The following is a 20,118-nucleotide window of genomic DNA, read 5'->3' on the forward strand; positions in this document are numbered from 1 at the left end:
CGCGTCCTGGCTGGTGGCCGGCATGTTGCTGGTCGCGCTGGTTCTGGCCGCGCTGGGTGTCTGCGTGGGCAGCGCCGGTTTCGAGAACCTGATCGGCCCGCTGCTGAACCGGCAGGCCGATCCATCGGCCACCGCGATGGCGCAACAGATCGTGTGGGAGATCCGCCTGCCGCGCACGCTGGGTGCCTGGGGTGCAGGTGCCTTGCTGGGTCTTGCCGGCGCGGTGGCGCAGGGGCTGTTCCGCAACCCGCTGGCCGATCCGTTCCTGCTCGGCAGCGCTTCGGGTGCCTCGCTGGGCGTGGCGCTGGCGCTGGCTGCCATGGGCGGCGGCGCGGGCATGCTCGGCGGCAGCATGATGAATGGCGCTGCCGTCAGCGTATTCTCGGGCAGTGCGCTGGTGCGGCTGGGCCTGACCGGAGCGGCTTTCGTTGGCGCGGTGTTGGCGGTGCTGCTGACGCTGGCACTGTCGCGCGGTGTGCAGCACACGCTGCGCTTGCTGCTGGCAGGCGTGGTGGTGGGCGTGGTGCTGGCCGCCCTGACGCATCTGGTGCTGGTGTTTTCGCCCGAATCGCTGCAGGCCATGCAGGCCTTCATGCTGGGCTCGACCAGCTTTGTGGGCTGGACGGCCTGCCTCCTGATGGCGGGTGTGTGGGTGCTGTGTGCACTGGCGGCCTGGCTGTTTGCGCGCGTGCTCGACGGGCTGAGCCTGGGTGACGCCACGGCTCGCAGCCTGGGCCTGCCGCTAGGCCCGATGCGCGCGGCGCTGGTGGGTGTGTTGGCGCTGGCCACCGGCACCGCGGTCGCGCAGACCGGACTCATTGCTTTCGTGGGCTTGGCCGCGCCGCACCTGGTGCGTTCGCTGGTCAAGACCACCAGCGCCCGGCTGATGCTGCTGGCCAGCTGCATGGGCGGCGTGCTGCTCATGGCGGCCGACACGCTGGCGCGCTGGCTGATCGCGCCGCAGGAGTTGCCGGTGGGCGTGCTCACGGCGGTGCTGGGCGGGGGCTATCTGCTGTGGCTGATGCAGCGCAACACGCGCGTGTCGCGGGGAGCCGGGCTGTGAACGCGGTGGCCCAGTTTCCTGCCATCGATGCGCGCGACCTGACCGCGCGCCTGGGCGATGCCGAGATCCTGCACGGCGTGAACCTGTCGCTGTCGATGGCGCGCTGGACCAGCATCGTCGGTCCCAACGGTGCCGGCAAGTCGACCTTGCTCAAGACGCTCGCGGGGCTGTTGCCGCACAGCGGCGGTGTCAAGCTGATGGGCCGGCCGCTGGCCGACTGGCCGCACCGGCTGCGTGCGCAGCAGCTGGCCTGGCTGGGGCAGAACGAAACCAGCGCCGACGACCTGACGGTGTGGGATGTGGCCATGCTCGGCCGCTTGCCGCACCAGCCTTGGTTCAGCCCGCCCAGCGCCGCCGATCACGCCGCCGTCCAGCGTGCGCTCCAAAGCACGCAAGCCTGGGAATGGCGCGCCCGCACGCTCGGCCAGCTCTCGGGCGGCGAGCGCCAGCGGGTGCTGCTGGCTCGCGCCCTGGCGGTCGAGGCCGAGGTGCTGCTGATGGACGAGCCGCTGGCCAACCTCGATCCGCCGCACCAGGCCGACTGGCTGGCGCTGGTGCAGGACCTGGTGACGCAGGGCAAGACGGTGGTGAGCGTGCTGCACGAAGTGGGCATGGCGCTGCACGCCGACGAGTTGGTGGTGATGGCGCAAGGCCGGGTCGCGCACCAGGGGCCTTGCGCCGATGCGTCGACCCACCGCGCGCTGGAAGCCGTGTTCGACCACCGCATCGAGGTGCACGCACTGCAAGGACAGTGGGTGGCGCTGCCGCGGATGAACCCTTTGAAGAAACCAAACCATGCAGATTGAAACCCCGCCAACCGAGAAGCCCTACGACAAAGCCGAGGGCGAGCGCCGCGGCATCGTGATCGTCAACACTGGCGACGGCAAGGGCAAGAGCACGGCCGCCTTCGGGCTGGCGCTGCGCGCCCATGGCCGCGGCAAGGCCGTGAAGATCTACCAGTTCATGAAGGTGCCGTCGGCGCGCTTTGGCGAGCACCGCATGTTCGAGCAGATCGGCATTCCGATCGAGGGGCTGGGCGACGGCTTCAGCTGGAAAAGCCAGGACCTGGAGCGCTCCGCCCAGCTCGCGCGGGACGGCTGGGAGAAGGCGCGCGCCACCATCCTCGGTGGCGAACATTTCCTGGTCGTGCTCGACGAGATCACCTATCCGCTGATCTACGGCTGGTTGCCGCTGGACGGCGTGTTGCAGACGCTGCGGGAAAGGCCGAGCCATGTGCACGTTTGCCTGACCGGTCGCCGCTGTCCGCCCGAGATTGTCGAGCTGGCCGACACCGTGACCGAGATGACCAAGATCAAGCATGCGTTCAACGCCGGCATCCCCGCTCAACGTGGGATTGAGGATTGACCCCCCTGCGCCGCTTCGCGTCTTCCCCCAGGGGACCACGCCAGTGGCCCGGCAAAGCCGGTTCCACGGCGTGTGCTGACCCAGACACGGCGATCAAGATGGACCTTTTTGGAGCGAACAACCCATGAACAATGTTGTTGAATCCCCCGTGACCCTGCACCGCCCGGCCAAGGCCGCGCCGGCCACCGAAGGCCGCTGGTCTGTGGCCGCCGTGCAGGCCCTGCTGGACCTGCCTTTTCCGGAACTGCTGCATCGCGCCCAGACCGTGCACCGCGAGCACCACGACCCGACCCACATGGAGCTGGCGACGCTGCTGTCGATCAAGACCGGCGGCTGCCCGGAAGACTGCGGCTACTGCCCGCAGTCGGTGCACCACGAAACCGGCGTGCCCGCCACCAAGATGATGACGCCCGAAGCCGTGCGCGAAGCGGTGCTGGGCGCCAAGGCGGCGGGCGCCTCGCGCTTCTGCATGGGTGCGGCCTGGCGCGCGCCCACCGACCGCGACCTGGAGAAGGTCGAGGCACTGGTGCGGATGGTCAAGGACGAAGGCCTGGAAGCCTGCTGCACCCTGGGCATGCTGAGCGGCGACCAGGCGCAGCGCCTCAAAGGCGCAGGGCTGGACTACTACAACCACAACCTGGACACCGCGCCCGAGCTGTACGGCAACGTCATCAGCACCCGCGACTACCAGGACCGGCTGGACACGCTGGGCCATGTGCGCGAGGCGGGCATCCACGTCTGCAGCGGCGGCATCGTGGGCATGGGTGAATCGCGTGCCGGGCGCGCCGGCCTGATCGCGCAGCTGGCCAATCTCGAGCCGTACCCCGAGTCGGTGCCGATCAACCACCTGGTCAAGGTGCCCGGCACGCCGCTGGCCGACGAGCCCGACCTCGACCCGCTGGAGTTCGTGCGCACGGTCGCCGTCGCCCGCATCACCATGCCCAGAGCCAAGGTGCGCCTGTCGGCCGGGCGCCGGCAGATGGGCGATTCGACCCAGGCCCTGTGTTTCATGGCAGGGGCCAATTCCATCTTCTATGGCGACAAGCTGCTGGTGACCGGCAATGCGGATGTGGAAGCGGACCAGGATCTGCTGAAACGCATGGGCATGCACACGACCCGCGCACACGCCTGATCGCCCCATGAGTTTCACCGGCCTGCCCACCCCCGACGCCGCCGTGCTGGCCGGCGCGGTGCTGGTCGCGCTGGGGCTGGACCTCGCGTTCGGCGAGCCGCCGGCGCGGGTGCATCCGGTGGTGGCCATGGGCCGTTACCTCAGCGTGGTCGGACGCTGGGCGTCTCGAGGGATGGGAGCGGTGCCGCGACCTGGCGCCGAGTTCTGGGGCGGCGCGATGGGCTGGTGCCTGGGGTCTGCGCTGGTGATCGCCGTGGCGGCCGGGTGCGTGTCGGCGGTGCTGGGCCTGCACCCGGTCTGGCAGGCACTGCTGCTGGGCCTGCTGCTCAAGCCGATGCTGGCCTGGCGCATGCTGCGCGACGAGGTGCGGGCGGTGGAAACCGCGCTGGGCGACTCTTTGCCTGCAGGACGTGCGCGCCTGGCCTGGCTCGTGAGCCGTGATGTGAAGACGCTGGACGCCGGGCAGGTGCGAGAGAGTGCGATCGAGACCCTGGCCGAAAACCTCAACGACTCGGTGGTGGCGCCACTGTTCTGGTTCGCCATCGCCGGACTGCCCGGGGCCGCGCTGTACCGCTTCGCCAACACGGCCGACGCGATGTGGGGCTACCGGGGTGAACGCGGCGGCCGAGACTGGACCTGGGCTGGCAAGTGGGCGGCGCGGGCAGACGATGTCTTGTCCTGGCTGCCAGCGCGCCTCACGGCGTGCCTGCTGGGCTTGCTGGGGATGGCCGGTCGCTGGCGCGAGCTACCGGCGCAGGCAGGGCTGACGCCGTCGCCCAACAGCGGCTGGCCCATGGCTGCGATGGCTCTGGCGCTGGATGTGCGCCTGGCCAAGCCCGGCGTGTACACCCTGCACCCCGCAGGGCGCAGCCCGCTGGCGGAGGACACCACGCACGCCCTGCAACTGGCAGGCCGCGCGGTGGCGATGCTGGCCTTGTCGGCAGCGGCGGTGGACCTGGCAAAGGTGTTCACATGAGCCACATCCACGGCGGACCCGATGTCCACGGCGTGCCGCGCTGGGACTTCTCCACCAACGCCAACGCCTGCGGCCCATGCCCGGCGGCACTGGCCGCGGTGCAGCGTGCCGATGCGGCGCATTACCCCGACCCAGCCTACTCGCGGCTGGGCGACGCGCTGGCGGCGCACCACGGCGTAGCGGCCGAACGCATCGTGGTCGCCGGCAGTGCCAGCGAGTTCATCGCGCGCATCACTGCCGCGGTGGCGGGTGGTGGCGGGCGCCGCTTCTGGCTGCCGGCACTGGCCTATGGTGACTACGCCCAAGCCGCGCGGGCCTGGGGTCTGCAGCGCGTGGACGATCCGGCACAGGCCGACCTGGCCTGGCTGTGTGAGCCGTCCAGCCCGCGGGGTATGGCCGAAGCCATGGCGACCTCGGTGGCCGAGGCATGTTCGGTGGTGGTGCTGGACAGGGCCTACGAACCGCTGCGGCTGGGCGGCCGCTGCAGCCTGGACGCCGCTGCGCTGGACCGCGTCTGGCAGCTCTGGTCGCCCAACAAGGCGCTGGGCCTGACGGGGGTGCGGGGTGCCTACGCCATTGCACCGCTTCAGGGCCTGGCGCTGGCGCGGCGGCTGGAGCAACTGGCGCCGTCGTGGCCACTGGGCGCACATGCCGTGGCCATGCTTTCGGCCTGGGTGTTGCCCGAAGTTCAGCAATGGCTGGCGCAGAGCCGGACACAGCTCGCGCGCTGGAAGGCCGAACAGCTGGCCCTGCTGCAAGGCGCGGGCTGGCAATGCCTGCCCAGCGAGGCCAACTACTTCTGCGCCCGTGCGCCACACCCGGTCGATGTGGCCGCCCTGCGCGCGCAAGGCATCAAGCTGCGCGACACGGCCTCGATGGGCCTGCCGGACCACTGGCGCCTGGGCGTTTTGCCGACGGAGGCACAGGCTGCGCTGGCCAAGGCGCTGACCATTCCACAGGAGCTGACCCAATGACCGCCGTTTGCGTGATGGTTCTGGGCACGACCAGCGGCGCCGGGAAGAGCTGGCTGACCACAGCCCTGTGCCGCCACTACGCGCGCCAGGGATTGAAAGTGGCGCCGTTCAAGGCGCAGAACATGAGCAACAACGCCAGAGTCGTTGCCCCCACGCTCCACCGCTCGCGCGGGTCGCTGCCCCCCGAGGGGGCTGATGCGCCTTGGGGCGGCCCGGCGGCGCACCGTGTCGCGGAGATTGGCGCGTGGGAACGTGGAGGCGAAATCGGTTCGGCCCAGTACTTTCAGTCTCTCGCGGCGCGAGCCGAGCCCGACGTGCGCATGAACCCGCTGCTGCTCAAGCCCGAGGCCGACACGCGCAGCCAGGTGGTGCTGATGGGTGAGGTCAGCCGGGAGCTGAGCGACATGCCCTGGCGCGGCCGCAGTGAAAGGGTCTGGCCGGCCATCATGGCGGCGCTGGATGCGCTGCGCGCCGAGAACGACGTGGTGGTGATCGAAGGTGCCGGCTCGCCAGCCGAGATCAACCTTCACGCCAGCGACATCGTGAACATGCGCGTGGCGAGGCACGCGCAGGCGCGCTGCCTGCTGGTGACCGACATCGACCGGGGCGGAGCGTTTGCCCATCTCTATGGCACCTGGGCGCTGTTGCCCGAGGATGAACGCGCACTCATCCAAGGCTTTGTGCTCAACAAGTTCCGTGGCGACGCATCGCTGCTCGCGCCAGCGCCCGAGATGCTGCAGGAGCTGACCGGCGTGCCGGTGGTCGCGACGCTGCCGATGTGGTGGCAACACGGCCTGCCCGAAGAAGACGGCGTCTTCGATGACCGGACCCGGGCGGCGGGCGTCGTGAACAAGACCATCGCCGTCATCGCCTGGCCGCGCATCAGCAACCTCGACGAGTTCCAGCCGCTCAAGAACGTGCCGGGGGTGCGTCTGGTCTGGGCGCGCACGCCGGCCGACTGCGCGGGCGCCGACTGGATCGTGCTGCCCGGCTCGAAGTCGACCGCAGCCGACCTGCAATGGCTGCGCCACCAGGGGCTGGATCAGGCCGTGGCCGAGCATGCCGAGCAGGGCGGGGCGGTGCTGGGCATCTGCGGCGGGCTGCAGGTGCTGGGCGAGGCGCTGATCGACACGCACGGCATCGATGGCAACGCGCCGGGTCTTGGCCTGTTGCCGCTGGTGACGGCCTTCGATGCCGACAAGACCGTGTGCCGCACGACCACGACCTTCGCAGAACTCGCCGGCCCCTGGAGTGCGTTGTCGGGAGTGACGGTCTCGGGCTACGAAATTCACCACGGCCAGACGGCTCAACACCCGGCCATGGCCGCCAAGGGCGACATCGCCCGCGAAGTGATGCCCGGCCTGGCCTGGCTGAACGCGGCCGGCAATGTGCTCGGGTGTTACCTGCATGGCCTGTTCGAAGACCCCGCCGTGCTGCAGGCGCTGTTTGGCGCCACGGTGCCGACGCTGGAGACCGTGTTTGACGGCCTCGCCGATTTTCTTGAACGACATGTCGAGCCGGGAGTGCTCGACGCCCTGATTTCCAAGGACTGAACCATGATCTTCGCCATTCCCTCCATCGACGACATCACCCAGCCCGCCCTGGCCGCACGCCTGCAGCACCTGCTGGACAACAAGACCAAACCGGTCGGTTCGCTGGGCCAGATCGAGCGGCTGGCGCAGCGCATCGGCCTGGCGCTGGGCAGCGAAGCGCCCGAGCTGAAGGACCCGCAACTGGTGGTCTTTGCCGGCGACCACGGCCTGGCCGCACGCGGCGTCTCGGCCTACCCGAGCGACGTGACCTGGCAGATGGTCGAGAACTTCCTGGCCGGTGGCGCGGCGGTGAGCGTGCTGGCGCGGCAGAACGGCATCGGCCTGACGGTGGTGGATTGCGGCGTGCGGCACGACTTCGCGCCGCGGCCGGGTCTGGTGATCAGCAAGATCGCGGCGGGAACCGCCGATGCGCTGGAAGGCCCGGCCATGACCGAGGCGCAATGCAAGGCGGCGATGACGGCCGGTACCGCGCTGGTCAAGAACTTGCCGGGCAACGCCCTGCTGCTGGGCGAGATGGGCATCGGCAACACCTCGGCCGCGTCGCTGCTGATGAGCCGCCTGGCCGGGCTGGACATCGTGGATTGCACGGGCGCCGGTACCGGGCTGGACGCCGAAGCCGTGCAGCGCAAGATCGGCATCCTGCGGCAAGTGCTCGCGCGCCACCCGGATGCGACGGAGCCGCTGACCGCGCTGGCGGCATTCGGCGGTTTCGAGATCGCGACCATGGTCGGCGCGGTGCTGCAGGCCGCGAGCGAGCGGCGCGTGATCGTGGTCGATGGCTTCATCGCCAGCTCGGCCGTGCTGGTGGCGAGCAAGCTGCAGCCGGCGGTGCTGCAGCGCTGCGTGTTCGCCCACCGCTCGGGCGAACGCGGCCATGCGCTGATGCTCGCCCACCTGAAAGCCGAGCCTTTGCTGGACCTGGGCCTGCGCCTGGGTGAAGGCTCGGGTGCGGCCCTGGCCTGGCCGCTGCTGATGTCGGCCTGCGCCATCCTGCGCGAGATGGCCAGTTTTGAATCGGCTGGCGTGTCGCGACAGGAAGAGCATTCCGGACCCGCGCCGGTTGTGGCACGCTGACGGGATGTCCTTCGTCCGCCACTTCCTGCTCGCCGTCCAGTTCTTCACCCGCATTCCCATCACCGGGCGGCTGGCGGACTGGGTTGGTTTTTCCCCCGAGATGCTGCGCGCCAGCGCGGCGCATTTCCCGGGGGTGGGCTGGGTGGTGGGCCTGCCGACGGCCGCCGTGTTTGCCGGTGTCTGGTGGGTACTGCCCGCACAACCGGCTGCGCCCTGGGTCGCGGCGCTGGTGAGCACGGTGTTCAGCGTGCTGCTGACCGGCGCGTTCCACGAAGACGGGCTGGCCGACCTGAGCGACGGCCTGGGCGGTTCGGCCAACCGGGAGCGGGCGCTGGAGATCATGAAGGACTCGCGCATTGGCTCTTTTGGCGCGATCGCGCTGGTGCTGGCCTTGGTGACCAAGGTGGCTGCGCTCGCGCTGATTGCGCAGGCTGGTGGTGCCGCCATCGCCGCGGTGGCGCTCTTCGCGGCGCACGTGAGTTCGCGCCTGATGCCGCTGTTCGTGATCCACACGCTGCCGCACGTCGGTGACACGCCGCAGTCCAAGTCCAAGCCGCTGGCCGAGAGCATCGGTCGCGGAGGGCTGGCGCTCGGCGTGCTCTGGTGGGCGCTGGCGATGGTGCTCGCTGTCGTGCTGCTGCCGACTGTGAAATGGATGCTGGCGGTGCTGGGTTCCTTGCTGGGCCTGGTGTGGATGTGGCGTTTGCTGAAACGGCGGCTGCAGGGCTTCACGGGGGACGGTCTGGGTGCCACGCAGCAGGTCTGCGAGATTGGTTTCCTGCTGGCGCTGGCCGTGACACTGCCGGCGGTGGCGCCATGAAGCTCTGGTTGCTGCGGCATGCGCGCGTGGTGTTGGAGCCTGGCCTTTGCTACGGCGCCAGCGATGTGGCCGCCGACGAAGCATTGACCGCCGAGGGTGCACAGGCGATGGCGCCCTTGTTGCCGACCGGGTTGCCGGTGCGGGTATCCGATCTGGGCCGCGCCCAGCAAATGCACCGGGCCTTGCGGGCACACCGGCCCGATCTGGGCGAGGCGTTCACCGATCCGCGCATTCGCGAGATGGACTTCGGTTCCTGGGAGCTGCAGCGCTGGGACGCGGTGCCTCGCGCCGCCTTTGATGTCTGGATGGCCGACTTTGCCTCGCACCGGTTTGGCGGAGCGGAAAACGTGGACATGCTCATTGGGCGCGTGGCCGATGCGCTGGATGCCACCCGCGCGCAGGTCGGTGCAGAGGGCGAAGCGCTCTGGATCACGCACGCCGGCGTGATCCGCTCCGCCGAATTCCTGGCCCGGCACGGGCGGCGCGGCCTCGCGTCGGTCCAGGAGTGGCCCAAGGACGCGCCCGAAACGGGCGGCTGGACGGTGCTGTCGTTCTGACGCAGCGCTTGGCGATGCTCAGGCCGTGGTCTTGGGCTTGAAGTCGCAGCAGGCCGGCACGGCACACTGGTGGCACAGCGGCTTGCGCGCCTGACAGACATAACGCCCGTGCAGGATCAGCCAGTGGTGCGCGTCGACCAGGTACTTCGCCGGGATGCGCTTGAGCAGTTGCTGTTCCACCGCCAGCGGCGTCTTGCCGGGCGCCAGTCCGGTGCGGTTGCCGACGCGGAAGATGTGGGTGTCGACCGCCATGGTCGGTTCGCCGAACGCGACGTTGAGCACCACGTTGGCTGTCTTGCGACCCACGCCGGGCAGGGCTTCTAGCGCCTCGCGCGTGCGGGGGACGGTGCCGCCATGCCGCTCGACCAGGATGCGGCAGGTTTCCATCAGGTGTTTCGCCTTGCTGCGGTACAGACCGATGGTCTTGATGTAGGACTCCAGGCCCTCGAGCCCGAGGTCAAGGATCTGTTGCGGCGTGTGGGCGACGGGAAACAGCTTGCGCGTGGCCTTGTTGACGCCGACGTCGGTCGCCTGCGCCGACAGCAGGACCGCAGCGAGCAGTTCAAAGACGCTGGTGTATTCCAGCTCGGTGACCGGCTGCGGGTTGGCGGCCTGCAGGGTGGCGAAGAAGGTCTCGATCTGCGCGGTTTTCATGCCGCGCAGTGTAGTGCGGGGTTCAGTGCAGCCGCGAGGCCTCGACGTAGCGCTGCGCCTGCGGAAGCCGGTTGCGCATCCAGTCGGCGTCGACCTCGAGCGCTTCCAGCACATCGGCTGGCAGCTCGTCGATCGCTTCCAGCGATGGCGAGGGAACAGCGGCCAGCAGTTCGGCCACGTGCAGCACGGCGCCCAGCCGCGAGAACGGTTGCGCCGCCAGTGGCTTGGCGGCCGCGTCCAGCGCGTGGATCATCTCGTCAGGGAAGTTCCAGGCGCGCGCCAGTTCGGCGCTGACCTCTCCTTCGGTGAAACCGAACAGCGAGCTCTCTCGCTCCCAGCGGGCGCCGGGGAAGCGAGGTTCACGCTCGAACTCGGCCACGCTGTTGGGCGACTTCATGCCCATCAGCAGCTCGCCGACCCGCACCATGAAGCCGGTGAGCCAGGCCTGCTGGCCATCGGTGCCGACGCCGCTGGCCAGCCACTGCGCCATGCCGCCGCGCTCCTGGCTTTCGCGCCAGAAGGCCTGGCGGTCCAGACCGGGTGTGACCGGAAAGGCGTCGTTGAACATCGCCGCCAGCGCGAGCGCGCGGACCTGCGCCGTGCCGACGCGGGCGATGGCGTCTTCGATCGTGCCCACCTTTTCCCGGGCACCGTAGTGCGCGCTGTTGGCCAGCCGCAGCAGATGCACGGCGAGTGCCGGGTCGCGCGCGATCGCTTCCCGCAGGTGCGACAGCGGCACGTCCTCTTCGTTGAGCGAACGGATGAGGTCGTGCGCCACCTGCGGCATGGTCGGCAGGGTCAGGTCTTTGAAGAAATCGGCCGCGGTCATGGGTGGCTCCGGTCGAGGGTGGGGTTCATGTGCCGGATTTTTCCGCAACGCCGCCGGCGCCAAGCCCGGAAATCCGGCACAAATCCGTACCAGTTCCGGGGCGGGCGGTACCATTTGCGCACTTTTTCACCGAATCCGAGACATCCGCATGAGCTTTGCCATCCCCTTTGCCGACCGTCTGAACAACGTCGAAACCTCCGCCATCCGCGAACTCTTCAAGCTGCTGGGCAAGCCCGGCATCATCAGTTTTGCCGGCGGCTTCCCCGACAGCGCCATGTTCGACGTCGACGGCATCCGCGAGGCGGTCAACGCCGCATTGACCGAAGAAGCTGGCGGCGCCTTGCAGTACGGGGCGACCGAAGGCTACAACCCGCTGCGCGATCAGCTCGCGGCTTTCATGACCAGCAAGGGCAACCAGGGCGTGACGGCGAACGACCTGATCGTCACCACCGGCAGCCAGCAGGCGCTGGACCTGCTGGGCAAGACACTCATCTCCCCCGGCGACAAGGTCATCGTGGAAGGCCCGACATTCCTGGCCACCATCCAGTGCTTCCGCCTTTACGGCGCGCAGTTGGTGACGGCGCCGGTGGACGGGCAGGGCGTGGTCACCGACCGGCTTGAAGACCTGATCGTGGAGCACAAGCCCAAGTTCATCTACCTGATCCCCACCTTCGGCAACCCCAGTGGCGCCATGCTCAGCCTGGAGCGCCGCAAGAAAGTACTGGAACTGGCGGTGCAGCACAACGTGCTGGTGGTGGAGGACGACCCGTACGGCGACCTGTACTTCGGGGATGCACCGCCGCCCAGCCTGCTGGCCCTCAGCAGCCAGGTGCCCGGCAGCCGCGAGCGCCTGGTGCACTGCGGCTCGCTGTCCAAGGTGCTCAGCCCTGGCCTGCGCGTGGGCTGGATGGTCGGGCCGGCCGAGCTGCTGGCCAAGGCCACCATGTGCAAGCAGTTCAGCGACGCCCACACCAGCACCTTCGCCCAGGCCACGGCGGCGCAGTACCTAAAGGCCGGCCGCATGCCGGCCACGTTGGCCAAGGTGCGCGCCGTGTACGCCGAGCGCGCGACGACCATGGGCAATGCCCTGCGCCGCGAGCTGGGTGATGCGATCGAATTTGTGCAGCCGCAGGGCGGCCTGTTTGTCTGGGCCCGCCTGACGGGCGCGGGCGGCAAGCTGGCCGACGGTGGTGAACTGGCCAAACGTGCGATCGAGAAGGGTGTGGCGTTTGTGCCGGGCGCGCCGTTCTATGCGAACAATCCCGACCATGCGACCCTGCGCCTGTCGTTCGCGACGGTGGGGCTGGACAAGATCGAAGAGGGCATCAGCCGCCTGAAGACGGCGGTCTGAACCCGCCGCAGCGCCGGGGCTGGCTTACCAGGCTTCGGCGATCTGCGGTGATCCGCCCGGCTTGCGGGTCTTGAGCAGACTGGCGGGCAGGCTGCCGCGGAACAGCGGGCGCAGCGATTCCAGCGCCTTGATCGCATGCAGCTCGTTGTGCCACTGGCACAAGTCGGCGTACAGCTCGGCGCGGGCGTACCAGAGGCCTTCGGCGTCCTGCGTGTGGCGCAGGCGGTGGTTCAGGCGCGGGTTGTTCATGCGGCCGACATCGCCGTGAATGCGCAACATGGCGCGGCGGATGCGCGCGACGGCCACGTCGTTGTGGCGCACCTTCTCGACGCCCAGAATCGAGCCGATGCCTTCGCGCAGACTGCTCGAGAGCGTCGACAGCGAAGACAGCGGTCCTTGGAAAGTGGTTTCGCGGCTCACGCCACAAGGTTACGCAATCCGGGGGACGTTTTGCCCTGCGGTCGTGAAACGCTTTGTAGCCTTGTTACAGGTCAGCGCCCTGATCGAACTGGCTGGCGTTCTTGCCCTTGAAGGGCTGGTAGAAGGCCTTGATGTGCGCCATGTCGGCCTCGATGTCGCCGGTGGGCTGAAACACCGGGCCGAGGCCGCTGCGCCGTGTGGCGTAGTCCATGTAGGCCAGGATGATCGGTACCTGCGCGGTGTTGGCGATGTAGTAGAAGCCGGTCTTCCAGTAGCGGGTCTTGCTGCGCGTGCCCTCGGGCGGCACGATCAGCTGCAGCGGGCCGTCGGCCTCGGCAATGGCCTGGGCTGACGCAGCGACCAGATTGTTGGCTTTCGACCGGTCGACCTCGATGCCGCCGAGCCAGCGCATCAGGCCACCGAATGGAAACCTGAAGATGCTGGCCTTGCCCATCCAGTAGGGATTGAGGCGCAGCGCGAAGGCCACCATCAGGGTATAGGGCAGGTCCCAGTTGCTGGTGTGCGGTGCGGCAATGAAGACGCTCTTGCCCGCATTCGGGGGCAGTTCGCCTTCGATCGTCCAGCCGGTCAGCCGCAGAAAGGCCACCGAAAACCCGCGCAATAACGTATTGACCACGGGCGTGGTGAAGATCGTGCGCTGCATCCGGGGAGTATCGCCGATGACGCGCGGGAGACCGCCGTTCGCGCCCCGCGCGCTACCATCGCCCGCCATGTTTGTCACGGAGAACCCACCCATGAGCGAGACACTGAGTGTGCAGGGCATCGAGGTGCGCATCGACGGTGCAGGACCGACGGTGGTCATGCTGCACGGCTGGCCCGATTCCCCTGCGCTGTGGGACCAGGCGGTGGCCGCGTTGCAGGACAGTTACCGCTGCGTGCGCTTTGCATTGCCGGGCTACGACCTGCGCCAGCCGCCTCGCCCGGTGTCGGTGGACCAGATGTGTGAACTCGTGGCCGCCATCGTCGACACGGTCAGCCCAAGCGAGCGGGTGACGCTGATGCTGCACGACTGGGGCTGTTTCTTCGGCTATGAATATGCGGCCCGGCACCAGGACCGGGTGGCGCGCGTGGTCGGCGCCGACATCGGCGACACGAACACCGGTGCCTACCTCAAGAAGCTGACCGCCAAGGAGAAACTCATGATCGCGGGTTACCAGCTCTGGCTGGCGATTGCCTGGAAACTCGGGCCGCTGGCGCCTGGCCTGGCCGACCGCATGACGCGCTGGATGGCGCGAACCATCGGGTGCCGCACACCGGCCGCCGAGATCGGCTGGCAGATGAACTACCCGTATGCGATGCAGTGGTTCGGTGCCTTTGGTGGATTGCGCGGGGTGGCGCGCGTCGACAAAGTGTTCGGACCGAAGCTGCCGACGCTGTTCTTCTTCGGCAAGCGCAAGCCCTTCATGTTCCATTCCGACCGCTGGCTGGCGCAGCTGGGCTCTACGCCGGGCTGCGAGGTCCACGGTCTGGAGTCTGGTCACTGGCTGATGAAGCAGCAGCCGGAGGCGTTCAACCGCGCGGTACGGCAATGGCTCGACCGGGGAACCATGCTGCGATGAAGCCGGAAGATCTTGAGCGCCTGCTGACGGTGGAAATGCCCTTTGGCAAGTACAAGGGGCGGGTGATCGCCGACCTGCCGGGCAACTACCTGAACTGGTTCGCCCGGGAAGGATTCCCCCATGGCGACCTCGGGCGCCTGATCGCGCTCATGCACGAGATCGACCACAACGGGCTGGAGGAGCTGCTCACCCCTTTGCGCCGCCTCAAGGCTTCGCGCTGATCGGTTCGGCCGGGCGGTCTTTCAGGGCGCGGTGCACCACTGCCGCTGCCCAGGCGTCGTTGGCCGCGTAGATCAGCTGGCTCTCGGTCAGGCGCGGGTTGGCCCAATTGGAAGTGGCGGCCTTCTTGGACTTGATGAAGCGCTGTCCGAACAGCACCGCGACCGCGCCTTTGACGCCCATGTCCTTGCGGTAGCCACGCGCGCGGAACAGGTGGTTGAGCTCGATCACGCCCGCCGGCTCCACGCCCAGCTTGGCGCGGATGCGTTTGGTGTCGTCGCCCAGCCCGAAGCCGGCCTTGGTGTGCCCGGCATCGGCCAGCAGCTGCGCACCCAGGTCGCGACTGGCCGTGTCATGCAGCAGGAAGACCCAGGCGCGTTCGAGCGTGGCCAGCTGCAGGATGTGCGGCCCGTCGGACACCTCCCCTTGCACGAAGGTCGGCTTGCTCTCGGTGTCGAAGCCCCAGTCGGCCTGATCGCGCAGGGCCGCAACGGCTTCGCGCGCCGACACCGCCGAGTCGACCAGCGCGATGCGGTCCAGCCCCAGGCGGGGAAACTCGGGCAGCAGGGCGATCTCGTCCTTGCCAGGGGTGGCGCGGGTGGTGTTCATGGAACCTGGGGCGCTGCGATGCGCGGGGGGAGGGCGGGGATAATCGGGTCATTGTGCCTGCCACCATGCCCTACATCCTCAAGCTCTACGTTCCCGACGACACTCCGCCCGGTCAGCGCCAGGCGGCCGAGCGGCTGTTCCGTGAGGCGCTGGAGGCGGCGCTGGGCAATGCCGCGCTGGTGGCGCCGGTCTACAGTGCCTACCTCGCGATCCTGGGTCAGTACGGCGAGACACCCGACCCCGAGGCGCTGACGGTGGACGAGCGCACGGTGCTGGAGCACTGGCAGCAGGCCGAAGCGGCTGCGCTGGAGGCCGTGTTCGGCCCGCACCGGCACCTCGACGAAGGCGGCTACGAGATCGTGCTGCCCGCATAATCCGGGTCCGTTTCACGTCCTGCCGGGGCGAACGCACCCACCCAAGGACATCCCCCCATGAGAAAAACCTACCCGCTGCGCCCCGAAGGCAAGCACCCGGACCGCGTGCTCGACGCGGTCAAGCACGACATCCGCAAGTACCAGAAGCGCGAACGCCGCCGTGAGCTGCCCGAAGGCGCCCACTTCTGGGACTTCGACTGCCGCTTCGGTGCCGACCAGGACAGCGCCCAGACCGTGCATCCGGCCGAGCTCTTCGGCCTGCTCGACGCACTGGCCAAAGAAGGCGCGCCGCAGTGTTATGTCGAACTGCTGGCCAAACCCGGCGTTCGCCAGCCCCGACCGGCGGGTGCCGAGCCCGAAGCAGCCAGCGAACAGGACAGCGACGAAGAGTAAGGGGGGCAGCGACCCGCGCAGCGGCGGAGCGTGCGGGCTACTTGTTCGCCGCAGCCCGCAGCTTGTCTTTCTTGCTCGGGCGTTTTCCCTTGATGCCGCCATTGCCTTGGACATCGACCGACTCGGGCGGCGTCTCGGTCGGCTCGAAGCCGTCCACCGTTTCCAGCGGCAGGCTCAGGCCCTGGCGCTTTTCGATCAGGCGCCAGTGCGCCAGCGTGGCCGCCGTCACGAAGCTCACCGCCAGCCCGTTCTGACCCGCGCGGCCGGTGCGCCCGATGCGGTGCACGTGGTCCACGGGCGAGCGTGGCAAGTCGAAGTTCACCACCACCGGCAGTCCCTCAATGTGGATGCCGCGCGCGGCCAGATCGGTGGTCACCAGCACGTCCCAGCGCTTGGCCTTGAACTCGTCCAGCGTCTGCCGGCGGGCGCCCTGGCTCAGGCCACCGTGGAAGGCGGTCGCATAGACCTCGTCCTGGTGGAGCTTGGTCGCCAGCCGTTCGGCCGCGTACTGCGAGGCCACGAACACCAGCACCTGCTTCCAGCCCTCGGTCTTCATCAGTTGCCTCAGCAACTGGGTGCGGCGTTTTTCGTCGACCGCGATCGCGCGTTGCAGCACCATGGGCGCCACCTCATCGGCCGGTGTGGGCACGTCGATGCGTGCCGGTTCGTGCAGCATATCCCGGGCCAGAGATTCGACAGCAGCCGGGAATGTGGCCGAGAACAGCAGGTTCTGCCGGCGCGGCGGCAGCAACGCCAGCACGCGCGCCAGTTCGTCGGCAAAGCCCAGGTCGAACAGCCGGTCGGCCTCGTCGAGCACCAGGGTGTCGACGCCACCAAGCCGCAGCCCGTTGTGATCGACCAGATCCAGCAGCCGTCCGGGCGTGGCGACGACCACATCGGCGCCGCCGCGCAGCGCCATCAGCTGCGGGTTGATCGATACCCCGCCGAACGCGACCACCAGTCGGGGCCTTGGTGTCAGCGATTGCGCGAGTGAGCGGAGCACCTCGCCGACCTGTGCGGCCAGCTCGCGCGTCGGCACCAGCACCAGCGCGCGGGTGCGGCGTGGGCCATCCGTTGGCGTCGACAGCCAGCGCTGGAGCAAGGGCAGGGCATAGGCGGCCGTCTTGCCGGAGCCGGTGCGGGCGGTGGCGAGCACGTCGCGTCCGGTCAGCACGGCCGGAACGGCCTCGCTCTGGATCGGGGTGGGTTGGGTGAGACCGAGGTCGGCAGCGGCCTGCGCGAGGGCGGGCGCGAGGCCCAGGGAAGAAAAAGGCATGGGGCGATTGTCGGCGACGCGCTACGATCCCGCCCCATGAAATCCAGAGCCTCTTCCGGCGGCCTCGTCTACTCGACCGAATCGGGCCGCATGTGCCCCGATTGCCGACAGCCCGTCGCGTCCTGCCGCTGCGGGCAGATTGCGCTGCCCAAGGGCGACGGTGTGCTGCGCGTGTCGCGCGAAACCAAGGGCCGCGGCGGCAAGGCCGTGACCGTGGTCAAGGGTGCCGCGCTGGACGCCGCCAGCCTCTTGGCGCTTGGCAAACAGTTGCGCACCGCCTGCGGCAGCGGCGGCACGGTCAAGGATGGCGTGATCGAAGTGCAGGGCGATCACGTCGAGCGCGTGATCGAAACGCTCAAGGCCCATGGCCACACCGTCAAGCGCGCGGGCGGCTGAGGCTGTTCAGGCGGGCGCGCTGCACAGCGGCACCAGGGGCGAGTTGCCGCTGTCGTCGACGGGGAAGAACCCCGTCATCCCGTGCACGTAGAACGATGCGTAGCTGGAGAACGCCATGCTCCATTCGCTGAAGCGGCGCTGCTCGATCGGCTGGCGGGCCAGCAACTCGATGTTGTGGTGCCGGTCGTCCTTCAGCAGGCTCTGCCACAGGCGTTCGATGTTTTCCGACGGCCCCTCGATGCACTGTGTGAACTGGCCATCGAGGTAGAGCAGGTGGCCGGTGATCTGCAGCTGCTGATTGCGCAGTCGGGCCTGGGTCAGAAGATTGAAGAGGTGCAGCGATCCGAAATCGTGGCTCGCGGTGGACTGGTAAACAAGGCGCTCGAACATGGTGGGTCAACGGCTGGGTCAATCAGCCGAAACCCCGGAACGGCTGCTCCGCAGAAGATAACCCCTCTGCCTTTAAGGACTCTGACGGCGAGCCGTGTTCAGAGTTCCCCCGCGGAAATCAGCGACAGCACATCGGGCTGCATCAGTTCGTCCAGTGCCGGGTCCTGCACCGGTCGCAGCAGCCACAGGCCCAGCGCCAGCAGCAGCACCATCCCTGTCCAGCGCAGCGGGTGTTGGCGCCACGCTGCCCGCAGGGTAGCCGCCGGCCCGCCGCCCACGGTCACCGGCTGGTGTGGTCGCGCCTGTCGCCATTGCGTGAGCACCCGCGCCTGCAGGGCCTGCGTGTCGGCAGGCTGGGAGGCGTTCAGACCAGACTTGAGCTGTTGTCGCAAGGCGCGGTCGCGCTCGTTGTCGGCATCGCGCGGTGAGGTGGAGGTCATGGCGTGTTCTCCTGAAAGCAGCGGCGCAGAGTCTGGCGGGCCCGGTGCAGCAACTGATGGGCAGCGTTGGTGTCGAGTTCGAGTGCCCGGGCGATGTCGGCAGCATCTGCATCGGCATAGGCCCACATCGCCAGTGCCATGCGCTGTCGCGGGGGCAGCCGGTGCATCGCGGCCTGCAGGCGCTGCGCGTCCAGCGCGGGGCCGACCGGATCGCCCTCGCCGTGGTCCGGCGTCTGTGCGTCGGCCCACCCGGTCAGCTCCTCGGGATCGGTGCTCAGCTCGCGGCGCCGCGTCAGCCAGGTCTTGCTGCGGTTGATGACGATGGTGTTGAAGTAGGTCGCCAGCGCAGCCCCACGGGCCTCGTCCGGCCGGGCGCTCCAAAGACGCAGAAAGGCTTCCTGCACGACGTCTTCGGCGTCTTCCTGCCGGTGCAGCAGCTGGCGCGCCAGGCCCATGGCTTGCGGCGTGAGCTGGCGCACCAGCGCGGTCGCACTGCCTTCGTCGCCACCGCAGGCGGCCTGCCAGAGCGCCCAGCCCGCGTCCTTGGGGACGGCGACAGTCGGAGGTGCAAGGGTCTTGCCGACCCAGCGGCCGAAGCTGTTGAGGGTGGCGCCCAGGCCAGAGGCGGCGGGAGGTGGACTCATGCCGCTGTCAATCCGCAGGCAGCTTCTCGCGCAGGGCGCGGCGTTCGGCCGGGCTCATGCGGTCGAGCATTTCGCGCCGCTGCATCAGCAACTCGCGCCGTTCCCCCGGCGTCATCTGGCGCAGCTTGTCGCGGCGCTCGTCGGCCAGACGTTGGCGCTCCTGCGGCGTCATGCTCTGCCAGCGCTCCCGTGCGCCGTCGATCAGGGCGCGGCGTTCCTGCGGGGTGATCGACTCCAGCTGCTGGCGCAGCTGATCGCGGAAGGCCTTGCGTTCGGCCGGGCTGGCGGATCTCAGCTGTTCGCGCAGTTCGGCCTGGCGCAGCGCCTGCTGTTCGGGCGTGAGGCGCGACCAGTCGCGGGCGTTCGGCACCATCAGCGGCCCGGCCTGGGCGGTCGCGGTCCACAGCAGCGCGGCGCCGAGCAGGCAGCGGATCAGGAACTTGGCAATCGGGGATGGCATGGTGGCATCGGTGAAGGGCACCCTTTCGGTGACAGTGGTTGAACCTCTGGGTTGCCCGTCGCTTACGCTTTTCCGATGAATTTGGTGGGGTATTGGTCTGGCCACGTAAGCCCACACGCTGGCCCGGGTTCAACAGGGACACGGACCTTCCGTGCCTGTCACACCACACTCAAGGAACCCTCATGTCATTCTGGCTCAAACCCCTGACCGTCTCCGCACTTGCCCTCGGACTTGGCGCTGCGTCCCTCGCGCAGGCCGCCACGCCCGCCGAACTGCAGGCCCAGCGCGTCGACAACCGGCAGGCGCGGCAGGACGCCCGCATCGACCAGGGCGCGGCCTCCGGCCAGTTGACTCCGCGCGAGCAACGCCGCCTGCGCCACCAGCAGCAGCACGTCAGCAACCTGGAAGACCGGGTCGAGGCCGACGGCAAGGTGACCGGCAAGGAAGCGGCCCACATGGAACACGCCCAGGATCGCGCAAGCCGCAACATCTACCGCAAGAAGCACAACCACAGGAATTGAACGAGAGCCCCCACGCTCCGCCGCTGCGCGGGTCGCTGCCCCCCGAGG

General features: G+C 68.7%; 27 protein-coding genes. 17 read left to right on the plus strand and 10 right to left on the minus strand.

Going from position 1 to position 20,118, the window contains the following annotated elements; all coding sequences use genetic code 11:
* Positions 1-22: 22 nt before the first annotated feature.
* The 10 genes from ACLIJ1_RS04025 (at position 23) to ACLIJ1_RS04070 (ending at position 9,514) form a co-directional block, all read left to right on the plus strand.
* A complete protein-coding gene (locus ACLIJ1_RS04025) occupies positions 23-1,063 on the plus strand; it encodes a FecCD family ABC transporter permease (RefSeq protein ID WP_411364781.1) in 1,041 nt (346 codons plus the stop codon).
* A 5-nt stretch (positions 1,064-1,068) separates the two neighbouring features.
* Entirely contained in the window at positions 1,069-1,869 is an 801-nt protein-coding gene (locus ACLIJ1_RS04030; RefSeq protein ID WP_411364782.1) for an ABC transporter ATP-binding protein, read from the plus strand.
* Positions 1,859-2,428, plus strand: coding sequence for a cob(I)yrinic acid a,c-diamide adenosyltransferase (gene cobO, locus ACLIJ1_RS04035; protein WP_411364186.1), 570 nt, complete (start codon positions 1,859-1,861; stop codon positions 2,426-2,428). Before ACLIJ1_RS04030 ends, cobO begins: the two co-directional genes overlap by 11 nt.
* A gap of 124 nt (positions 2,429-2,552) precedes the next feature.
* Positions 2,553-3,560, plus strand: a complete 1,008-nt coding sequence (gene bioB, locus ACLIJ1_RS04040; RefSeq protein ID WP_411364187.1) for a biotin synthase BioB — start codon at positions 2,553-2,555, stop codon at positions 3,558-3,560.
* A 7-nt stretch (positions 3,561-3,567) separates the two neighbouring features.
* Complete coding sequence (gene cbiB, locus ACLIJ1_RS04045; protein ID WP_411364188.1) at positions 3,568-4,536, plus strand: adenosylcobinamide-phosphate synthase CbiB; 969 nt, start codon at positions 3,568-3,570, stop codon at positions 4,534-4,536.
* The gene (locus ACLIJ1_RS04050; RefSeq protein WP_411364189.1) at positions 4,533-5,510 is read left to right on the plus strand and encodes an aminotransferase class I/II-fold pyridoxal phosphate-dependent enzyme; all 978 of its coding nucleotides are present in this window, start codon (positions 4,533-4,535) and stop codon (positions 5,508-5,510) included. Before cbiB ends, ACLIJ1_RS04050 begins: the two co-directional genes overlap by 4 nt.
* On the plus strand, positions 5,507-7,063 hold the full coding sequence (locus ACLIJ1_RS04055) for a cobyric acid synthase (protein WP_411364190.1): 1,557 nt from the start codon (positions 5,507-5,509) through the stop codon (positions 7,061-7,063). Before ACLIJ1_RS04050 ends, ACLIJ1_RS04055 begins: the two co-directional genes overlap by 4 nt.
* Positions 7,064-7,066: 3 nt before the next feature.
* The gene (gene cobT / locus ACLIJ1_RS04060) at positions 7,067-8,137 is read left to right on the plus strand and encodes a nicotinate-nucleotide--dimethylbenzimidazole phosphoribosyltransferase (protein ID WP_411364191.1); all 1,071 of its coding nucleotides are present in this window, start codon (positions 7,067-7,069) and stop codon (positions 8,135-8,137) included.
* A 4-nt stretch (positions 8,138-8,141) separates the two neighbouring features.
* Entirely contained in the window at positions 8,142-8,957 is an 816-nt protein-coding gene (cobS, locus tag ACLIJ1_RS04065) for an adenosylcobinamide-GDP ribazoletransferase (protein WP_411364192.1), read from the plus strand.
* Positions 8,954-9,514, plus strand: coding sequence for a histidine phosphatase family protein (locus ACLIJ1_RS04070; RefSeq protein WP_411364193.1), 561 nt, complete (start codon positions 8,954-8,956; stop codon positions 9,512-9,514). Before cobS ends, ACLIJ1_RS04070 begins: the two co-directional genes overlap by 4 nt.
* 18 nt (positions 9,515-9,532) lie before the next feature.
* On the opposite strand, the gene nth is transcribed toward ACLIJ1_RS04070, so the two are convergent.
* A complete protein-coding gene (gene nth / locus ACLIJ1_RS04075) occupies positions 9,533-10,168 on the minus strand; it encodes an endonuclease III (RefSeq protein WP_411364194.1) in 636 nt (211 codons plus the stop codon).
* 22 nt (positions 10,169-10,190) lie between these two features.
* Positions 10,191-10,997, minus strand: coding sequence for an HDOD domain-containing protein (locus ACLIJ1_RS04080; RefSeq protein ID WP_411364195.1), 807 nt, complete (start codon positions 10,995-10,997; stop codon positions 10,191-10,193).
* A gap of 160 nt (positions 10,998-11,157) precedes the next feature.
* Here ACLIJ1_RS04080 and ACLIJ1_RS04085 point away from each other — a divergent pair, with 160 nt between their 5' ends.
* Complete coding sequence (locus ACLIJ1_RS04085; RefSeq protein ID WP_411364783.1) at positions 11,158-12,348, plus strand: PLP-dependent aminotransferase family protein; 1,191 nt, start codon at positions 11,158-11,160, stop codon at positions 12,346-12,348.
* Positions 12,349-12,372: 24 nt separating this feature from the next.
* Here ACLIJ1_RS04085 and ACLIJ1_RS04090 read toward each other — a convergent pair whose 3' ends face one another.
* Together ACLIJ1_RS04090 and ACLIJ1_RS04095 are read right to left on the minus strand one after the other, a co-directional pair.
* A complete protein-coding gene (locus ACLIJ1_RS04090; protein ID WP_411364196.1) occupies positions 12,373-12,768 on the minus strand; it encodes a hypothetical protein in 396 nt (131 codons plus the stop codon).
* A gap of 64 nt (positions 12,769-12,832) precedes the next feature.
* Positions 12,833-13,432, minus strand: a complete 600-nt coding sequence (locus tag ACLIJ1_RS04095; protein ID WP_411364197.1) for a lysophospholipid acyltransferase family protein — start codon at positions 13,430-13,432, stop codon at positions 12,833-12,835.
* 91 nt (positions 13,433-13,523) lie between these two features.
* Here ACLIJ1_RS04095 and ACLIJ1_RS04100 point away from each other — a divergent pair, with 91 nt between their 5' ends.
* Positions 13,524-14,348, plus strand: a complete 825-nt coding sequence (locus tag ACLIJ1_RS04100) for an alpha/beta fold hydrolase (protein WP_411364198.1) — start codon at positions 13,524-13,526, stop codon at positions 14,346-14,348.
* Positions 14,345-14,569, plus strand: a complete 225-nt coding sequence (locus tag ACLIJ1_RS04105) for a DUF3820 family protein (protein ID WP_411364199.1) — start codon at positions 14,345-14,347, stop codon at positions 14,567-14,569. Before ACLIJ1_RS04100 ends, ACLIJ1_RS04105 begins: the two co-directional genes overlap by 4 nt.
* On the opposite strand, the gene ACLIJ1_RS04110 is transcribed toward ACLIJ1_RS04105, so the two are convergent.
* On the minus strand, positions 14,553-15,176 hold the full coding sequence (locus ACLIJ1_RS04110) for a 3'-5' exonuclease (protein WP_411364200.1): 624 nt from the start codon (positions 15,174-15,176) through the stop codon (positions 14,553-14,555). The two genes, ACLIJ1_RS04105 and ACLIJ1_RS04110, sit on opposite strands and share 17 nt — an antisense overlap.
* A gap of 53 nt (positions 15,177-15,229) precedes the next feature.
* Here ACLIJ1_RS04110 and ACLIJ1_RS04115 point away from each other — a divergent pair, with 53 nt between their 5' ends.
* Positions 15,230-15,550, plus strand: a complete 321-nt coding sequence (locus tag ACLIJ1_RS04115) for a hypothetical protein (protein WP_411364201.1) — start codon at positions 15,230-15,232, stop codon at positions 15,548-15,550.
* 57 nt (positions 15,551-15,607) lie between these two features.
* Positions 15,608-15,943, plus strand: coding sequence for a DUF6172 family protein (locus ACLIJ1_RS04120; protein WP_411364202.1), 336 nt, complete (start codon positions 15,608-15,610; stop codon positions 15,941-15,943).
* A 37-nt stretch (positions 15,944-15,980) separates the two neighbouring features.
* Here ACLIJ1_RS04120 and ACLIJ1_RS04125 read toward each other — a convergent pair whose 3' ends face one another.
* A complete protein-coding gene (locus ACLIJ1_RS04125) occupies positions 15,981-17,219 on the minus strand; it encodes a DEAD/DEAH box helicase (RefSeq protein WP_411364203.1) in 1,239 nt (412 codons plus the stop codon).
* Positions 17,220-17,255: 36 nt separating this feature from the next.
* Between ACLIJ1_RS04125 and ACLIJ1_RS04130 the strand changes: the two genes are divergently transcribed.
* Positions 17,256-17,615, plus strand: a complete 360-nt coding sequence (locus tag ACLIJ1_RS04130; protein ID WP_411364204.1) for a translation initiation factor Sui1 — start codon at positions 17,256-17,258, stop codon at positions 17,613-17,615.
* Between the two features lie 6 nt (positions 17,616-17,621).
* Here ACLIJ1_RS04130 and ACLIJ1_RS04135 read toward each other — a convergent pair whose 3' ends face one another.
* The 4 genes from ACLIJ1_RS04135 to ACLIJ1_RS04150 all read right to left on the minus strand — a co-directional run bounded on the left by ACLIJ1_RS04135 (position 17,622) and on the right by ACLIJ1_RS04150 (position 19,549).
* Positions 17,622-18,005, minus strand: a complete 384-nt coding sequence (locus ACLIJ1_RS04135) for a BLUF domain-containing protein (protein WP_411364205.1) — start codon at positions 18,003-18,005, stop codon at positions 17,622-17,624.
* A 98-nt stretch (positions 18,006-18,103) separates the two neighbouring features.
* Complete coding sequence (locus tag ACLIJ1_RS04140; RefSeq protein WP_411364206.1) at positions 18,104-18,445, minus strand: hypothetical protein; 342 nt, start codon at positions 18,443-18,445, stop codon at positions 18,104-18,106.
* Positions 18,442-19,089: an RNA polymerase sigma factor gene (locus tag ACLIJ1_RS04145; protein WP_411364207.1), complete on the minus strand. Its 648-nt coding sequence runs from the start codon at positions 19,087-19,089 to the stop codon at positions 18,442-18,444. Before ACLIJ1_RS04145 ends, ACLIJ1_RS04140 begins: the two co-directional genes overlap by 4 nt.
* A 7-nt stretch (positions 19,090-19,096) precedes the next feature.
* Positions 19,097-19,549, minus strand: a complete 453-nt coding sequence (locus ACLIJ1_RS04150; protein ID WP_411364208.1) for a DUF3106 domain-containing protein — start codon at positions 19,547-19,549, stop codon at positions 19,097-19,099.
* Between the two features lie 182 nt (positions 19,550-19,731).
* Here ACLIJ1_RS04150 and ACLIJ1_RS04155 point away from each other — a divergent pair, with 182 nt between their 5' ends.
* A complete protein-coding gene (locus ACLIJ1_RS04155; RefSeq protein WP_411364209.1) occupies positions 19,732-20,070 on the plus strand; it encodes a hypothetical protein in 339 nt (112 codons plus the stop codon).
* The last annotated feature ends 48 nt before the right edge of the window (positions 20,071-20,118 follow it).

Origin of the sequence: Hydrogenophaga sp. RWCD_12 (assembly GCF_046604225.1) — a bacterium.
Classification (GTDB): Bacteria; Pseudomonadota; Gammaproteobacteria; order Burkholderiales; family Burkholderiaceae_C; genus Hydrogenophaga.

Coding starts and splice junctions, on each gene's coding strand:
- ACLIJ1_RS04025 (WP_411364781.1), top strand. CDS start 23: ATGTTGCTGGTCGCGCTGGTTCTGGCCGCGCTGGGTGTCTGCGTGGGC.
- cobO (WP_411364186.1), top strand. CDS start 1,859: ATGCAGATTGAAACCCCGCCAACCGAGAAGCCCTACGACAAAGCCGAG.
- bioB (WP_411364187.1), top strand. CDS start 2,553: ATGAACAATGTTGTTGAATCCCCCGTGACCCTGCACCGCCCGGCCAAG.
- cbiB (WP_411364188.1), top strand. CDS start 3,568: ATGAGTTTCACCGGCCTGCCCACCCCCGACGCCGCCGTGCTGGCCGGC.
- ACLIJ1_RS04050 (WP_411364189.1), top strand. CDS start 4,533: ATGAGCCACATCCACGGCGGACCCGATGTCCACGGCGTGCCGCGCTGG.
- ACLIJ1_RS04055 (WP_411364190.1), top strand. CDS start 5,507: ATGACCGCCGTTTGCGTGATGGTTCTGGGCACGACCAGCGGCGCCGGG.
- cobT (WP_411364191.1), top strand. CDS start 7,067: ATGATCTTCGCCATTCCCTCCATCGACGACATCACCCAGCCCGCCCTG.
- cobS (WP_411364192.1), top strand. CDS start 8,142: ATGTCCTTCGTCCGCCACTTCCTGCTCGCCGTCCAGTTCTTCACCCGC.
- ACLIJ1_RS04070 (WP_411364193.1), top strand. CDS start 8,954: ATGAAGCTCTGGTTGCTGCGGCATGCGCGCGTGGTGTTGGAGCCTGGC.
- nth (WP_411364194.1), bottom strand. CDS start 10,168: ATGAAAACCGCGCAGATCGAGACCTTCTTCGCCACCCTGCAGGCCGCC.
- ACLIJ1_RS04080 (WP_411364195.1), bottom strand. CDS start 10,997: ATGACCGCGGCCGATTTCTTCAAAGACCTGACCCTGCCGACCATGCCG.
- ACLIJ1_RS04095 (WP_411364197.1), bottom strand. CDS start 13,432: ATGCAGCGCACGATCTTCACCACGCCCGTGGTCAATACGTTATTGCGC.
- ACLIJ1_RS04100 (WP_411364198.1), top strand. CDS start 13,524: ATGAGCGAGACACTGAGTGTGCAGGGCATCGAGGTGCGCATCGACGGT.
- ACLIJ1_RS04105 (WP_411364199.1), top strand. CDS start 14,345: ATGAAGCCGGAAGATCTTGAGCGCCTGCTGACGGTGGAAATGCCCTTT.
- ACLIJ1_RS04110 (WP_411364200.1), bottom strand. CDS start 15,176: ATGAACACCACCCGCGCCACCCCTGGCAAGGACGAGATCGCCCTGCTG.
- ACLIJ1_RS04120 (WP_411364202.1), top strand. CDS start 15,608: ATGAGAAAAACCTACCCGCTGCGCCCCGAAGGCAAGCACCCGGACCGC.
- ACLIJ1_RS04125 (WP_411364203.1), bottom strand. CDS start 17,219: ATGCCTTTTTCTTCCCTGGGCCTCGCGCCCGCCCTCGCGCAGGCCGCT.
- ACLIJ1_RS04130 (WP_411364204.1), top strand. CDS start 17,256: ATGAAATCCAGAGCCTCTTCCGGCGGCCTCGTCTACTCGACCGAATCG.
- ACLIJ1_RS04135 (WP_411364205.1), bottom strand. CDS start 18,005: ATGTTCGAGCGCCTTGTTTACCAGTCCACCGCGAGCCACGATTTCGGA.
- ACLIJ1_RS04140 (WP_411364206.1), bottom strand. CDS start 18,445: ATGACCTCCACCTCACCGCGCGATGCCGACAACGAGCGCGACCGCGCC.
- ACLIJ1_RS04145 (WP_411364207.1), bottom strand. CDS start 19,089: ATGAGTCCACCTCCCGCCGCCTCTGGCCTGGGCGCCACCCTCAACAGC.
- ACLIJ1_RS04150 (WP_411364208.1), bottom strand. CDS start 19,549: ATGCCATCCCCGATTGCCAAGTTCCTGATCCGCTGCCTGCTCGGCGCC.
- ACLIJ1_RS04155 (WP_411364209.1), top strand. CDS start 19,732: ATGTCATTCTGGCTCAAACCCCTGACCGTCTCCGCACTTGCCCTCGGA.